Origin of the sequence: Planococcus sp. FY231025, assembly GCF_052078085.1 — a bacterium.
Classification (GTDB): Bacteria; Bacillota; Bacilli; order Bacillales_A; family Planococcaceae; genus Planococcus.
Genome location: NZ_JBQJJG010000007.1, coordinates 26,754 through 40,100 on the forward strand (window position 1 = coordinate 26,754; position 13,347 = coordinate 40,100).

Annotated in this window: 12 protein-coding genes; 7 read left to right on the forward strand and 5 right to left on the reverse strand. The window is 55.1% G+C overall.

Annotated features, from left to right (window positions below):
- Positions 1-9: 9 nt before the first annotated feature.
- Positions 10-1,029, forward strand: coding sequence for a LacI family DNA-binding transcriptional regulator (locus ACTL32_RS09990; protein ID WP_441341334.1), 1,020 nt, complete (start codon positions 10-12; stop codon positions 1,027-1,029).
- A gap of 12 nt (positions 1,030-1,041) precedes the next feature.
- The gene (locus tag ACTL32_RS09995) at positions 1,042-2,679 is read left to right on the forward strand and encodes a glycoside hydrolase family 13 protein (RefSeq protein ID WP_441341335.1); all 1,638 of its coding nucleotides are present in this window, start codon (positions 1,042-1,044) and stop codon (positions 2,677-2,679) included.
- A 216-nt stretch (positions 2,680-2,895) separates the two neighbouring features.
- Here ACTL32_RS09995 and ACTL32_RS10000 read toward each other — a convergent pair whose 3' ends face one another.
- Positions 2,896-3,438 carry a hypothetical protein gene (locus ACTL32_RS10000; RefSeq protein ID WP_441341336.1) on the reverse strand — a complete coding sequence of 181 codons (543 nt, stop codon included), beginning with the start codon at positions 3,436-3,438 and terminating at the stop codon, positions 2,896-2,898.
- Between the two features lie 122 nt (positions 3,439-3,560).
- Here ACTL32_RS10000 and ACTL32_RS10005 point away from each other — a divergent pair, with 122 nt between their 5' ends.
- The 3 genes from ACTL32_RS10005 (at position 3,561) to ACTL32_RS10015 (ending at position 6,828) form a co-directional block, all read left to right on the forward strand.
- Positions 3,561-5,567, forward strand: coding sequence for a penicillin-binding transpeptidase domain-containing protein (locus ACTL32_RS10005; protein ID WP_441341337.1), 2,007 nt, complete (start codon positions 3,561-3,563; stop codon positions 5,565-5,567).
- A gap of 57 nt (positions 5,568-5,624) precedes the next feature.
- Complete coding sequence (locus ACTL32_RS10010) at positions 5,625-5,942, forward strand: hypothetical protein (RefSeq protein ID WP_441341338.1); 318 nt, start codon at positions 5,625-5,627, stop codon at positions 5,940-5,942.
- A 235-nt stretch (positions 5,943-6,177) separates the two neighbouring features.
- Positions 6,178-6,828, forward strand: a complete 651-nt coding sequence (locus ACTL32_RS10015; RefSeq protein ID WP_441341339.1) for a DsbA family oxidoreductase — start codon at positions 6,178-6,180, stop codon at positions 6,826-6,828.
- Between the two features lie 492 nt (positions 6,829-7,320).
- On the opposite strand, the gene ACTL32_RS10020 is transcribed toward ACTL32_RS10015, so the two are convergent.
- From ACTL32_RS10020 to ACTL32_RS10035, 4 genes are all read right to left on the reverse strand, one after another.
- Positions 7,321-7,809 (reverse strand): hypothetical protein, encoded by a 489-nt coding sequence (locus tag ACTL32_RS10020; protein ID WP_441341340.1) that lies wholly within the window; start codon positions 7,807-7,809, stop codon positions 7,321-7,323.
- A 23-nt stretch (positions 7,810-7,832) separates the two neighbouring features.
- The gene (locus ACTL32_RS10025; protein ID WP_441341341.1) at positions 7,833-8,096 is read right to left on the reverse strand and encodes a hypothetical protein; all 264 of its coding nucleotides are present in this window, start codon (positions 8,094-8,096) and stop codon (positions 7,833-7,835) included.
- A gap of 2 nt (positions 8,097-8,098) precedes the next feature.
- Positions 8,099-8,530, reverse strand: a complete 432-nt coding sequence (locus ACTL32_RS10030) for a WapI family immunity protein (protein ID WP_441341342.1) — start codon at positions 8,528-8,530, stop codon at positions 8,099-8,101.
- Between the two features lie 101 nt (positions 8,531-8,631).
- The gene (locus tag ACTL32_RS10035) at positions 8,632-9,441 is read right to left on the reverse strand and encodes a CPBP family intramembrane glutamic endopeptidase (RefSeq protein ID WP_441341343.1); all 810 of its coding nucleotides are present in this window, start codon (positions 9,439-9,441) and stop codon (positions 8,632-8,634) included.
- Positions 9,442-9,593: 152 nt separating this feature from the next.
- Between ACTL32_RS10035 and ACTL32_RS10040 the strand changes: the two genes are divergently transcribed.
- Together ACTL32_RS10040 and ACTL32_RS10045 are read left to right on the forward strand one after the other, a co-directional pair.
- Positions 9,594-11,318 (forward strand): ABC transporter ATP-binding protein, encoded by a 1,725-nt coding sequence (locus tag ACTL32_RS10040; protein WP_441341344.1) that lies wholly within the window; start codon positions 9,594-9,596, stop codon positions 11,316-11,318.
- Positions 11,315-13,174 (forward strand): ABC transporter ATP-binding protein, encoded by a 1,860-nt coding sequence (locus ACTL32_RS10045; RefSeq protein WP_441341345.1) that lies wholly within the window; start codon positions 11,315-11,317, stop codon positions 13,172-13,174. Before ACTL32_RS10040 ends, ACTL32_RS10045 begins: the two co-directional genes overlap by 4 nt.
- The last annotated feature ends 173 nt before the right edge of the window (positions 13,175-13,347 follow it).

Below are 13,347 nucleotides of genomic sequence, written 5' to 3' on the forward strand. Positions count from 1 at the left end.
GGCGGACCAATGGCAGTTACAATCAAGGACGTTGCGAAACGTGCCGGAGTATCGCCGGCGACCGTGTCCCGCGTCATCGCCGACAATCCCCGGATTAGCAAGGGCACAAAAGAGAAAGTGCGGGAAGCGATGGAGTTCATGGGCTACTACCCGAACTTCCAGGCCCGCAACCTGGTAGCGCAGAAGAGCCAGACGCTCGGCATCGTTATGGAGAACTCGGCTGTCCTCGCGTTCCAGAACCCGTTCTTCCCGGAAGTGCTGCGCGGCATTTCCACCCGCGCCCACGGCAGCAAGTACGGATTGTACTTGTCGACCGGGGCGACGGCTGAAGAGATCTACGATGAAGTGGTTGCGATGGCGCAGGGCAAACGGGTCGACGGAATCGTCCTCCTGTACTCGAAAGTGGCCGATCCGGTCATGGAGTACCTGCGGGGTTCCGGCTTGCCGTTCGCGGTCGTCGGAAGGCCGTACAAAGATTCAGACGCCATCACGTATGTCGACAACGACAACGTCTCGAACGCCAAAGAAGTGGTTGATTACCTGGTGGGCCTGGGGCACCGCCGCATCGCTTTTGTCGGAGGCGCGCGCGATTTCGTCGTGTCGATCGACCGGATGCAGGGCTATAAAGAAGCGCTGGCCGAACACGGCATTCCGTTCGAGCCGGCCTATACGGTCAACGAAGAAGCGATCCAAGGGGCTGAGCGGGAGTCGATCCGGAAGCTCATGGAACTCGACGTTCCGCCGACCGCCATCATCACGCATGATGATCTGGTGGCTTACGAAGTGATCAGCTACCTGGAAGAATTGGAAATCAAGGTGCCGGACGACGTATCGATCGTGGGCTTCAACAACCACACCTTGTCCGGCCACCTGAAACCGCCGCTCAGCACAGTGGACATTTCCATTTACGATCTCGGGCTGCATGCTGCAGAACTTGTATTAGAGAAAATATTGGACGAAACGGTACCTGCGAAAAGAGTCGTGGTTCCTTCCCGGCTGATTGAACGGGGCTCCTGCCGGCGTCTGTGAGAGGGATCGATTATGAATAAAAAATGGTGGAAAGAAACAGTCGTCTATCAAGTTTATCCGCGAAGCTTCATGGATTCCGACGGCAACGGCCTCGGAGACATTAGTGGCATCACCAGCAAACTGGACTACCTGAAAGACCTCGGCATCGACATCATCTGGGTCTGCCCGATGTACAAATCGCCGAACGACGACAATGGCTACGACATCAGCGACTTCCGGGACATCCACGAAGATTTCGGGACGATGGAAGATTTCGAGACGCTGATGAAAGAAGTCCATGCACGCGGCATGAAGCTGATCATCGACCTGGTCCTGAACCACACCAGCGACGAGCATCCGTGGTTTGTCGAATCGCGGTCGTCGAAAGACAATCCGAAGCGCGACTGGTATGTCTGGCGCGATGATCCGCTGAACTGGGAAAGCATCTTCGGCGGTCCGGCATGGGAATACGATTCTCACACCAATCAGTACTACCTGCATTTATTCTCCAAAAAACAGCCGGACCTGAATTGGGAAAACGCGGAGATGCGCCAGGCGCTGTACGACATGATCAATTGGTGGATCGATAAAGGCATCGACGGATTCCGCGTCGACGCCATCAGCCACATCAAGAAAAACTACACCGATGCGCCGAATCCGGACGGCTTGCCGTTCGCACCGGCGTGGGACCATATGATGAACGTCGATGGCATCCAGCCCTTGCTTCAGGACTTGTACGACAATACGTTTGGCAAGCACGATATCGTCACCGTAGGGGAAGCGAACGGCGTCACTGCGGATGAAGTCCACGACTGGGTCAGCGAAGAGAACGGCAAGTTCAATATGATTTTCCAATTTGAGGACCTTGGCTTGTGGAGCATCGAGGAGCGCACCGGCGTCAACGTGCCCGAACTGAAAAAAGTGCTCAGCAAATGGCAGAACAAAGTGAACGGCGTCGGCTGGAATGCATTGTTCATCGAGAACCACGATAAACCGCGCGTGGTCTCGACATGGGGGAACGATACGCTTTACTGGCGTGAAAGTGCAACAGCGCTTGCCTGTATGTATTTCTTCATGCAAGGCACGCCGTTCATCTACCAAGGACAGGAAATCGGCATGACCAACGCGCCGTTTGAAGAACTGGAGCATTTCGACGATGTGCACACGCATAACTTATATTTTCATAAAAAGGAAATGGGTATGGGGCACGATGCGATCATGACCTTGCTGCGCGCTACCAGCCGCGACCACTCGCGGACGCCGATGCAATGGAGCGCAGAAGAGCACGCCGGCTTCTCGACCGGGCGGCCGTGGCTTGGACTCAACCCAAACTACGACTGGCTCAACGTCGAAGCCCAGCAAGACGATCCGCATTCGATCCTGGCGTTCTACAAGCAGATGATCTGGCTGCGAAAAAACATGGACGTCTTCGTCTACGGCGAGTACAAGCTGCAGGACATGGGCCACGAATCGGTCTTCGCCTATACCCGCGAAGACGAGGACGAAAAAGTCCTGATCGTCGCCAACCTCGGCCAGCACCCGTGCTTATGCGGGCCTGCCCCGGAAGGCGCGACCTTGCTGCTCGCGAACTATAAAGAGATCGATCCCGAGCAGATCTTCCCGTACGAAGCACGCGTATATAAAGTTCCGAAAGATTCAATGAACGGCTGAAGTGACTGTTTTAAAGGGCTGCTGTCCATTGCCAACAGCCGTTAATAGAACATGGAAAGGCCAAAGGAGAAAAAGCATCGCTTTTTCTCCTTTGGCCTTTTGTTATGGACTTGTTGGGTAATCCTCTTTATAGGGAAAGTCGAGTTCATCGACAGACTTCGGAGTTTAATCGACACTCCTCAAAACCCGGCGCGCCTCCGCGCGTCAAAGCGTGCCTTAAAAACCGCTCGGCCCGTCGAGCACGTATTTCATATAGAACTTCTCAATATCGCTCTCAAGTTCTGCGAGTCCCTTTTTCTCGAACTGGTTCGACAGCAGGATTTTATTGAAAGCCAATAACGAGTCATAATGCGCCTTCAGCTCTTGAACCTGCTCCTCGGCCACTTCGCCGCTTCTCGCCGGGACCATGGTGTCCTGGATTGCGAGCGTCATATTGGAGTCCCAGGTTCCTTGGAGTTCCATGAGGTAGGGGATGTCATCCCGGAAATACCCACCGGTGAGCTTGCGGACGTCCGCCGGCTGCATGACCACTTGGGATTGGCCGTATGCAATGACCAAGTCGGCTGATAGCTGACTGGCATCGCCGGCGCTGTCGTATTCATCAAGCGAGATGGCCAGCGCCTGTTCGAGCGAAGCGTGTTCCAGAATATATGCTCTAAGCAGATCTTCTTTGATCTGATGGTTTTGCCAAACAAGGGCAGCAGCCAGCCCGATTGCAACGAAAGCCGCTATGCCGAAGGCGATTTTCCACTTTTTCAAGATGCCCACTCCTTTCCATCTATTTCCATTGTCTCATTCCGGGCCGGACAAAATCAACCGGGCTGAAGTTTTCTTTCTTCGAAAACTATTGGTAAAATAAAGGAAAGAACAGGGGGCATAACATGAAAAAGAGCTGGATTGCGATAGCAGCGGTCTTGGTGGTTGTTTTGCTTGCGGGATGCCAGCAGCAGGCGACACCGGAAGACCGGATCAAAGAATACATAAGCCACTGGAACAAAGGCGAATTCGCCGAAATGTACGAGAATTACTTGAATGACGGCACAAAAGGGGCATACGACGCAGCCCAATTCGTCGACCGCCAGAAGAAGATCCAGGAAGACCTGAATATCGAGAACTTGGAAGTGACCTATACGGAACCGCCGGAAGACGCGGAGTGGAACGAAGAAGAACCTGCGGACTTTCCGGTCCAGGTGAAGATGGACACGGCAGCGGGGCCGGTCGAATTCGAACAGAACATGACGCTGCTCCATGAAGCGCATGGCGAAGAAGAGAACTGGTTTGTCGAATGGAACCCGTCGTTCATTTTCCCGCAGCTAGAAGCGGAAGACAAAATCCAGATCGAGCGCGTCCAGGCGGCGCGCGGCGAGATCCTCGACCGCAACGGGCTGGCGCTCGCCATCAACGGCGGCGGCTTCAATATTGGCATCGTGCCGGAGAAGTTCACCGACGAATCGAAAAAAGCGGAGCTTGCGAAGCTGCTTGAAATCACGGTCGAGTCGATCGACCAGCAGCTTGGCCAAAGCTGGGTGAAACCGGAGCTGTTCGTGCCGATTGCGAAACTTGCGCGCACGGATACGGAAACCATCGATGCCGCCATCAAGATTCCGGGCGTCGCGGCACAGAACACGCCGATGCGCGAGTATCCGTACGGGGCGGCGCTGTCGCACGTCACCGGCTATATCGGCAGCATCACCGCAGAACAGCTCGAAGAACGGAAAGACCAAGGCTATACAGCGAACGACCAGATCGGGCGCGGCGGCATGGAAGGCGTGCTCGAGGAGCGGCTGCGCGGAACTGACGGCCTGAAAATCTGGATCGACAAGCCCGCTGAAGGGATCGAACCGATCACCGTAGCCGAAAAGCCGGTGGAAAACGGCGAGACCATCCAATTGACGATCGACGCCGAACTGCAGAAAAAAACCTATGACGCCATGAAAGGCGAGCCCGGCACAAGCGCTGCCCTCAACCCGAAAACCGGCGAGACGCTGGCACTCGTGTCCTCGCCCGGCTTCGATCCGAACGAATTCATGCTCGGCATCAGCGGCACCCGCTACAAGGAACTCGAAGAAGATCCGAAAAATCCGCTGTTCAACCGCTTCAGAGCGGCCTATGCACCAGGCTCGACCTTAAAGCCAGTGACAGCGGCGATCGGCATGGAAGCGGGCACCCTGAAACCGGCTGAAGGCATCACGATCAACGGCAAGACCTGGCAGAAAGACGCTTCATGGGGCGACTACAAAGTATCGCGCCTCCATCCCGAAGCGCCGAATCCGGTCGACCTCAACATCGCGCTCGTCTATTCAGACAACATCTATTTCGCCCAGCAAGCACTGAATATGGGCAATGAAACCTTCGTCGCCGGATTGAAGGAATTCGGCTTCGGCGAAGAAATCGAATTTCCGCTCAGCCTGAAAGCGTCGCAGATTTCAAATGAAGGCACGATTGGTTCAGCCGGCCAATTGGCAGATACCTCGTTCGGCCAAGGCCAGATGCTGACGAACATTCTTCACTTGGTCTCGATGTACGAGCCGTTCCTGACTGACGGCGTCATGTACAAACCGACGCTCCTATTGGACGAAGCAGACAGCCAGGTTTGGAAAGAAGGCCTCGTCAGTGCTGAAACAGCAGCGACGCTCCGCACCACGATGCGCAACGTCGTCGTCGACGGCTACGCCCAGTCCGCGAACATCCCGGAAGCCGACCTTGCCGGCAAGACCGGAACCGCAGAACTGAAAGCCGCCGGCGAAGACCGCGGCAAAGAAAACGGCTTCTTCGTCACCTACGACGCATCGAATCCGGACGTCCTCATGGCCATGATGATCGAGAACGTCGAAGACAACGGCGGCAGCGATTACGTCGCCGGCATGGCTGCACAGGCATTCAAATAAAGGAGGGAAGGGAAAGCATCGGAAAGATGTTTTCCCTTTTTCACGAAGGAGGACGTTATGGAACTTTTGCTGATGCTCATGATCGTCGTGGCCGTTTCCTTGATTGCCAGTGCGATTTTATCGTCGAGGGCCAAAGGGAAAGAAAAGAAGGACAAAGGCTTTTCGTTCGGCTATCACCGCTTGACCCACCGAAGAAGATTGATCCGCACGCTTTGGCTGCTGCCGGTGACGGTAGTTCTGCTCCTGTGGATTCGCCAAAGCGGGGTAATGGCGCCCCTTGAATTTACTGCCATGGCGGTTCTTTTAGCAATCGTTTTTATCGCGCAAGTTTCTTATGAATATGTGAAATGGAAAAAGCATCAGAAAGCGGCATGAATGCTCCATCCAACAGAAACTCAAATACAATTGGCATAAAAGGAAAAAGCTCAGCCGAAGTTGGCTGAACTTTTTTACGGAGCTGTTGCGTAGCAATCATTTTTTCCATGCATAAAAAGCCATCATCCGGGTAAAAGGGGAAAGGGTTGATTGGCGATGTCAGTTTGTTGCGATGAGAAAGTTTATATCGTATCCTGAAGGCTCGCATTTCATCAACGAGGAAAGGAAGATAAACATGACGATAAAAGTGAAAGTCTACTCGGATTACGTATGTCCGTTTTGTTTTATAGCAGAAAAGCCGTTAGAAGAGGCAGTCAAAGGGAAAGACGTCGATATTGAGTGGATGCCTTTTGAACTGCGCCCATATCCAGCTGCCACATTGCGCCCAGAGGAAGATTACCTCCAGACGACCTGGGCGCAATCTGTGTACCCGATGGCTGAAAAGATGGGAGTCAATATTGTGCTGCCCGGCGTTTCGCCGCAGCCGCATACCCATCTAGCTTTTGAAGGCTATCAATACGCGAAAGAAAAAGGCAAGGGAACAGCTTACCATGAACGGATGATGAGAGCCTTATTCCAAGAAGAACAAGATATCGGGAACATCGATGTCCTGACAAAATTGGCAGGAGAGATCGGCCTGGATGAAAATGAATACCGGGAAGCCATCGAATCCGGGAAGTATGAAGAAGCGCATCAAAAAGCTTTGGCACATGCTTACGAGGAAGCAAACATCACAGCCGTCCCGACGTTTATCATCGGCGAAACGGTGCTTGCCGGCCTTTATTCAAAAGAAGCGATCGAGCAAGTCATCGACGAAGAGCTGAAAAAGCAAAAGCCGATCATTTTGTCCGAAGGCATGTCCTGCGGAACGGATGGAATCTGTTAACGGAAAGAATTTTTTAGCACCTAGATAGGGGATTCAAGAAGTCGACCGGAATAAACCCGGTCGGCTTTTGTTTAGAAAGTGCAGATGTAGAAGGTTTGTAGCCCTTAGTGCTTTTCGCGAGGCGAAAAGCGTCCCTTACGGTTTAAGGAGGGCGGCGCGCATGCGGCGGCCTTTTCCATTCATTTCTTTAACATCGATAGAAAGCCGCAAAACGTAGATAGAGAAGCGAGAAACATCGATAGAAACGCGAGAAACACCGATAGGAATGCGAGAAACGTAGATAAGAGGCCCTGCTACCGCCGATAGAAAAAGAAAATCGTCCGGAATCTTTTCCGCGGGAGGATGCAAAGTGGCCAGAATCGTATTTTAACCTTTGCCGAGCGTATTTTAACCTTTGCTGTGCGTATTTCTTCAATCGCCGAGCGTATTTTAACTTTTGCTGAGCGTATTCCCACTCGCGACACAAAAAAACACCCGCCGCGGCGGATGCCTTCATTCATATGCACCTCTTGCTTCCGGCAGCGCCTGGTATGCTTCTTTCGACGACACCATTTCATGGATCTCGCTTTCAAGCGCCCGCAGCTTCCGGACATCGCGCGGCTCAAAGCCGCAATCATCCCCGTAGGCGAACTCGGCGGTCTCGCCGTCCGCGACAATTTCCCAAGTTGAATAGGAAGGGGGCTGCACTTGGCAGCGCGGCTCCTCCACCAGATTGAGGTCGCCGATCACGTTGATCTCCGCCAATTGCCGGTAGACCGCCTCCATCTCTTCCGCGCTCAAGACAACCCTCGCCTCCGCCGACCCGTCTTCGACAAGGTCTTTCACCGCCGTATCATTGAACGTATCCACCCCTTTGCCGCCGTGCACCCCGTAGCTCAAGCGGAAATCGAAGTCCGCCGGCATTTCTTCGGGCATCGGATCCGCACAGCCCGCCAGCACTAAAACCAACATCGCCCATCCCGTGATTCGTAACCGTTTCATCAAGCTCCTCCATTTCTGCAAAACTACGACAACACTTCGATGAGCAAAAAGAAAAAAGCGAATACGCCGATCGATAGCCAGACGCTCGATTGCGCGTCCATCCGCTTGTCCAAAAACGCAAATCGGCCCTCGAGCTTGCGGCTGATGAAACTGGACGAAAACCAGATCCCAGTGTATGCAATAAAAGCGACCTGGCGGTTGTCCGCAAACAGCGGGTCGAGCACGAGAAAATAAACGCTGAACGCGCTCATAGCAACAATCAATCCCACTAGTGTAGACCTTCGCATCGCTAAGCCTTCCCAATCACCGGGAACGCCTCCAGCACCCGGTCGAGTTCATCGATCAAGATCCGCAAATACGACTGGTCCGATTCGAACTCGCTCGTGAGCTGGGTGCCGATGCCGGCGGGGTAGCAGGTTTCGATGGTCCAGGCGATTTTGCCGAGCCGGTCCATTGTGCCTTCGAGGTAGATATAGCTGTCCAGGTTTTTCAGGATCGCGGTGCCGCCGAGGTTCTCATTCATCGTCCGCAGCTCCTCGACAAAGTCCCGCAATTCCTCGGTCCGCAGGTCGGCTTCAAAATGCACCATATAGCCCGGGATCTCCAGGTGGATGACGGACGCCACCCAGTTCGCATCCCAATAATCCCGGCTGTCCGGGTAATTGCGCTGCAGCACATCGATTTCTAGTTTGGTCCGGTTGCCTAATACATGGAATTTCATTTTCTTCACCCCGGTAAGTATTTCCATAAGCTTATCAATAAACCCTGCTACTTTATATAGAAGAAATCAAAAAAAGCCCGCATTTATGCGGGCTTCGGGTTTTATTCGGATACGGCCTCGGTACGGCGCACCCCTTTTGCCAAACGGAAGATGATCCATGCGGTCAAAACGGTGCTGATGGCAAGCAGGATGGCGTTCGGAACGGCGTTGGCGTAGATGTCGGCGGCCTCAAGCACTCCGACCGATTCGGGCCACTTCGGCGCGACGAACGTCATGAGCATCGCGAAGCTATTGTTGAAGATGTGGAGGAGGATCGGCACGAGCAGATTCCCGGTCTTCAAATACAGGAGCGACGTGATGACGCCAAACGCGAACGCCCCGATGATGTCGGCATGAAGCACGCCGAACAGGAGGCTCGAGATGATGATGCCGCCCCACATCGACGTTTTCAATGCCATCCGCTTCAAGAGCACGCCGCGGAAAATGAATTCTTCGGCAATCGGCCCGACGACTGAAATCATAATGACCGTCAACACCAAGTAGAGCGTATTTTTCGGCATCGGAATCGGCTCGAGCATAAAGCCGACGAGGCTCGGCGACAGCGGCATCAGCGCATATAGCTGAAGCCAGAAGACGCTGAGCGAAAAGGCGATCGACACGGCCATGATGCCGGCAAGCGATCCGAGCCAGCGCTTGACGCCGGCGGTTTGGATTACGGCGGAAAGCGGCACGCCTTGCTTCCGGAAGTGGTACATGAAAAAGCCGAGCGGTACGACAAGGTACATTACTTCCATGATCAGCACATCCACCGCTTCGGCCCCCAGACCGATGATGGCGCTCCCGATGCCGGCCACAAACAGCGCGAGCAGCATAAAGCCGGCGAGATGGCGGAACTTCATTTCTTCAAACATTCCCATACCCCTTTCTCTATATCGTTAATACGCACGGGAACGGGAAATGGTTTCATCCGTTTCACGATGCGGGCACCGGCTTTGACAGCCCCGCCCAAAAGCAGTAGCTTATAAGTACAATTATAAAAGCACCATCAAAGGGGAGCGTCATTATGCTGAAAATCTTGAAAAACCTGCGGGCCTACAAATGGCTGGTCGCAGCGGTCTTCCTATTGGTTTTCATCCAGTCGATGGCGGACCTGTTCCTGCCGACGCTGATGGCGGACATTATCGACAATGGCGTCGTCACGGGCGACGTGCCGTATATCTGGCGCATCGGCGGCTGGATGCTGCTGGTGTCTGCAATCGGCGCCGTCGCAGCAATCGCCACAAGCTTTTATTCGTCCCGCGCCGCAATGGGCATGGGCCGCGACGTGCGCCGGCAAGTCTTCACCCACGTCGAGCAATTTTCGCTGCAGGAATTCGACCAGCTCGGGACCGCGTCGCTCATCACGCGGACGACGAACGACATCACCCAAGTCCAGCAAGTCGTGCTGGTGCTCTTGCGCATGGTCGCGAGCGCACCGATCATGCTGGTCGGCGGGCTCATCATGGCAATTTCGCAGGATGCAAAACTGTCGCTTGTCATCATCGGCGCGATGCCGGTGCTGTTCTTCTCGATTCTGTTGATCTTGAAAAAAGGGATTCCGCTGTTTACCGAAGTGCAGAAGCGGCTCGACCGGCTGAACCTCGTGTTCCGCGAAAACCTGACGGGCATCCGCGTCATTCGCGCATTCACCCGCGAAGAAGCCGAAAAGGCGCGGCTCGAGCGCGCCAACCGCGAACTGACGGACGTCTCGATCCGGGTCAATAAAATCATGGCGTTCCTCATGCCGGTCATGATGCTTGTCATGAACTTGACCGTCGTCGCAATCATCTGGTTCGGCGGCATCCGCATTAACAACGGCGCGATGCAGATCGGCGACTTGATGGCGTTCATCCAGTACGTCATGCTCATCATGTTCGCGCTCGTCATGGCTTCGATGATGTTCATCATGGTGCCGCGCGCCGCCGTGTCCGCAAAGCGCATCAACGAAGTGCTCGCGATGCGTCCAGCGTTCCAGGACCTCGGCAACGGAACCGCCGACCGCGAACCCGGCACGCTTGAGTTCGAAGGGGTGTCGTTCAGCTACCCGGGAGCGGAAGAGCCGGTGCTGTCAGATATTTCGTTCAAAGCGAACGCCGGCGAGACGACCGCGATTATTGGCGGGACTGGGTCCGGCAAGTCGACGCTGATCAACCTCATCCCGCGTTTCTATGAAGTATCCGAAGGCACCATTCGCGTCAACGGCGTCGATATCCGGGAAGCGCCGCAGAGTGATGTCCGTTCGAAAATCGGCATCGTTCCGCAGAAATCCGTGCTGTTTTCCGGCACGGTCGCGGAAAACATCCGCTTCGGCAAACCTGGCGCGGACGAAGGGGAAATCGAGCATGCCGCACGAGTGGCGCAGGCGGACGAATTCATCCAGCGCCTCGACGACGGCTATGCGACCTACGTCGAACAAGGCGGCGCGAACCTGTCCGGCGGCCAGAAGCAGCGCCTCGCGATAGCACGGGCGCTGATCCGGAAGCCCGACATCTATATTTTCGACGACAGCTTCTCTGCGCTCGATTTCAAGACCGACTCTCGCTTGCGGGCCGCACTCGAAGCGGAAACCGAACGGGCGACGGTTTTATTGGTCGGCCAGCGCGTCAGCACGATGAAAACCGCCGACCGCATCATCGTCCTGGAAAAAGGGCGGATCGCCGGCATGGGCACGCACGAAGAACTGTTGAAGACGAATCGAGTCTACCGGGAAATCGCCGAATCCCAGCTGTCCGAGGAGGAGATTGCATGAGCGACATCAAAAAACGGCCGCAGCGGGGCGGGCATGGCTTCGGTCCTCCCGGCGCCAATATGATGATGACCGGCGAAAAGCCGAAAAACTTCAAGGGCACACTCAAGCGCCTCCTGGCTTATTTGAAGCCGCGCCGTACGCGGCTCACGATCGTCTTCATTGCAGCCATACTCAGCACCGTGTTCACGATTGTCGGTCCGATGATCATGGGGATGGCGATCACGGAATTGTTCGAAGGCGCCTACGGGGAAATCCGCGGGGAGCCGGGCGCGTCGATCGACTTCGGCACAATCGGCGAACTGCTGCTCCTGCTCGCGGGACTTTATTTATTCAGCAGCGCGTTCATGTACCTCCAGCAATATTTGATGTCGACCGTTGCCCAGGACACAGTGTACGACCTGCGTGAGAACGTCAGCGCAAAGCTCGAGCGCTTGCCATTAAAGTATTACGACCAAACTGCGAAAGGCGAAACGCTGAGCCGCGTGACGAATGACATCGACACGATCGGCACGACGCTGCAGCAAAGTTTGACGCTCTTCATCACATCATTCGTGACAATCATCGGGATCACCGCAATGATGCTCGTCATCTCACCGCTCCTCACAGTCATCGCGATTGCGAGCCTGCTCTTGTCGGTGTTCGTCATCCGGCCGATCCTCAAGCGCTCGCAAAAGCAGTTCGCCGACCAGCAGCGCACGCTCGGCGAACTGAACGGCCATATCGAAGAGATGTACACCGGACATCCGGTCGTCAAAGCGTTCGGACACGAAGAAAAAGCGATCCAGCGCTTCAATGAAACCAACGAGCAATTATACGAAGCGGGCCAGCGCGCCCAGTTCATGTCAGGGATCATCATGCCGCTCATGCAATTCATCGGCAACTTCAGCTACGTTTTGGTCAGCGTAGTCGGCGGCATCCTAGTGACGCAAGGGCGCATCTCGATCGGCGACATCCAGGCGTTCATCACGTATACCCGCCAGTTCACACAGCCTGTCATGCAGACGGCGAACATCGCGAACATCATCCAGTCGACAATTGCGGCAGCGGAACGGGTCTTCGAACTGCTCGATGAAGGCGAGGAAATCAAAGAAACGGGGACAGCCTCTCTCAAGCGTGCAGGGGGCGCCGTGTCGTTCGAGCACGTCGACTTCGGCTACGGCGACAAGCTTTTGATCGAAGACATGAACATTTCCGTCAAGCCCGGCCAGACAGTCGCCATCGTCGGCCCGACCGGCGCGGGCAAGACGACGCTCATCAACCTTCTGATGCGATTTTATGAACTGAACGCCGGCACCATCCGCATCGACGGCCTCGATACGCGCGACCTGTCGCGCGATGAACTGCGCCGGAGCTTCGGCATGGTGCTGCAGGACACGTGGCTCTTCAACGGCACGATCCGCGACAACATCGCCTACGGCAAGATGGGGGCGACGGAAGAGGAAATCGTTGCGGCATCGGATGCAGCGCACGCCGACCATTTCATCCGCACATTGCCGGAAGGCTACGACACGGTGCTGAACGAAGAAGCGTCGAACATCTCGCAAGGGCAGAAGCAGCTCCTGACGATTGCGCGCGCCATCCTGTCCGACCCGCCGATCATGATCCTCGACGAAGCGACGTCGAGCGTCGACACGCGCACTGAAGTGCTGATCCAAGGAGCGATGGAGCGCCTCATGAAAGAGCGCACCAGCTTTGTCATCGCCCACCGGCTGTCGACGATCCGCGGCGCGGACCTCATCCTCGTCATGGACAACGGCCGGGTCATCGAACAGGGTACGCACACAGAACTGCTCGACAAAAACGGCTTCTATGCCGACCTGTACAACAGCCAGTTCTCGAAGACCGTAGCGAGTTGAATAAAAACGGAAAATCCGGCAGTGCTAAACAGCGCTGCCGGATTTTTCTATGGAAGAGGCATCCTTAAAAGGGCTGATGTCCATTGCGGCGGACGCTTTCAGCGGGCTCGCGCCGATAGGACTCAGGACTAGCGTCCGAGTTAGTTCGGCACTTCGCTTTCCCGCTGGATTCG

Bases quoted from the DNA above. Each gene is read 5' to 3' on its own strand.
- ACTL32_RS09990 (WP_441341334.1), top strand. From the start codon at position 10: ATGGCAGTTACAATCAAGGACGTTGCGAAACGTGCCGGAGTATCGCCG.
- ACTL32_RS09995 (WP_441341335.1), top strand. From the start codon at position 1,042: ATGAATAAAAAATGGTGGAAAGAAACAGTCGTCTATCAAGTTTATCCG.
- ACTL32_RS10005 (WP_441341337.1), top strand. From the start codon at position 3,561: ATGAAAAAGAGCTGGATTGCGATAGCAGCGGTCTTGGTGGTTGTTTTG.
- ACTL32_RS10010 (WP_441341338.1), top strand. From the start codon at position 5,625: ATGGAACTTTTGCTGATGCTCATGATCGTCGTGGCCGTTTCCTTGATT.
- ACTL32_RS10015 (WP_441341339.1), top strand. From the start codon at position 6,178: ATGACGATAAAAGTGAAAGTCTACTCGGATTACGTATGTCCGTTTTGT.
- ACTL32_RS10020 (WP_441341340.1), bottom strand. From the start codon at position 7,809: ATGAAACGGTTACGAATCACGGGATGGGCGATGTTGGTTTTAGTGCTG.
- ACTL32_RS10025 (WP_441341341.1), bottom strand. From the start codon at position 8,096: ATGCGAAGGTCTACACTAGTGGGATTGATTGTTGCTATGAGCGCGTTC.
- ACTL32_RS10030 (WP_441341342.1), bottom strand. From the start codon at position 8,530: ATGAAATTCCATGTATTAGGCAACCGGACCAAACTAGAAATCGATGTG.
- ACTL32_RS10035 (WP_441341343.1), bottom strand. From the start codon at position 9,441: ATGTTTGAAGAAATGAAGTTCCGCCATCTCGCCGGCTTTATGCTGCTC.
- ACTL32_RS10040 (WP_441341344.1), top strand. From the start codon at position 9,594: ATGCTGAAAATCTTGAAAAACCTGCGGGCCTACAAATGGCTGGTCGCA.
- ACTL32_RS10045 (WP_441341345.1), top strand. From the start codon at position 11,315: ATGAGCGACATCAAAAAACGGCCGCAGCGGGGCGGGCATGGCTTCGGT.